General features: G+C 59.8%; 1 protein-coding gene. It reads right to left on the bottom strand.

Annotated features, from left to right (window positions below; genetic code table 11):
* Positions 1–52: 52 nt before the first annotated feature.
* Positions 53–1228, bottom strand: a 1176-nt coding sequence (gene tuf, locus ACR0LF_RS23615; protein ID WP_480584074.1) for an elongation factor Tu, incomplete at its 5' end; no start/stop codon positions are given.

Here is a 1228-nt window from a genome sequence, read left to right as displayed (position 1 = left end):
GAAAAAGGGCGTCCCGAAGGACGCCCTTTCTTTGGCTATTCGCTTGCGCGAATTACTCGATGATTTTCGAGACGACGCCGGCGCCGACGGTGCGGCCGCCTTCGCGGATGGCGAAGCGCAGACCGTTTTCCATCGCGATGGGCGCGATCAGCTCAACGCCGAACGACACGTTGTCGCCGGGCATGACCATCTCGGTGCCTTCGGCCAGGGTCACGGTGCCGGTCACGTCCGTCGTACGGAAGTAGAACTGCGGACGGTAGTTCGCGAAGAACGGGGTGTGACGACCGCCTTCTTCCTTGGTCAGGATGTAGGCTTCGGCTTCGAACTTGGTGTGCGGTGTAACCGAACCCGGCTTACACAGAACCTGGCCACGCTCAACGCCGTCACGGTCAACACCACGCAGCAGCGCGCCGATGTTGTCGCCCGCTTCACCGCGGTCCAGCAGCTTGCGGAACATTTCAACGCCGGTGCAGGTGGTTTTCGCGGTGTCGCGGATGCCGACGATTTCGATCTCGTCGCCAACGTTGATCACGCCACGCTCAACACGACCCGTAACAACGGTACCACGGCCCGAGATCGAGAACACGTCTTCGATCGGCATCAGGAACGGCTGGTCAACAGCGCGCTCAGGGGTGTCGATGTAGTCATCAACAGCCGCCATCAGTTCCTTGATCTTCTCTTCGCCGATTTCAGGGTTGTTGCCTTCCATCGCGGCCAGAGCCGAACCTGCAACGATCGGAATATCGTCGCCGGGGTAGTCGTAGCTGGACAGCAGTTCGCGGACTTCCATCTCAACCAGTTCCAGCAGCTCTTCGTCGTCGACCTGGTCAACTTTGTTCAGGAACACGACCATCTTCGGGATGCCAACCTGGCGGCCCAGCAGGATGTGCTCACGCGTCTGCGGCATCGGGCCGTCAGCGGCGTTCACAACCAGGATCGCGCCGTCCATCTGGGCAGCACCGGTGATCATGTTCTTGACGTAGTCGGCGTGGCCGGGGCAGTCGACATGCGCATAGTGACGCGCGTCGGTCTCGTATTCCACGTGGGCGGTCGAGATGGTGATGCCGCGCGCTTTCTCTTCCGGCGCACCGTCAATCTGGTCATACGCTTTGAAGTCACCGAAATACTTGGTGATTGCTGCGGTCAGCGTCGTTTTACCATGGTCAACGTGGCCAATCGTGCCGATGTTGACGTGCGGTTTTGTACGCTCAAACTTTTCCTTTGCCAT

Source organism: Ruegeria sp. E8, from assembly GCF_056533985.1.
This window is presented reverse-complemented; position numbering and strand designations above follow the sequence as displayed.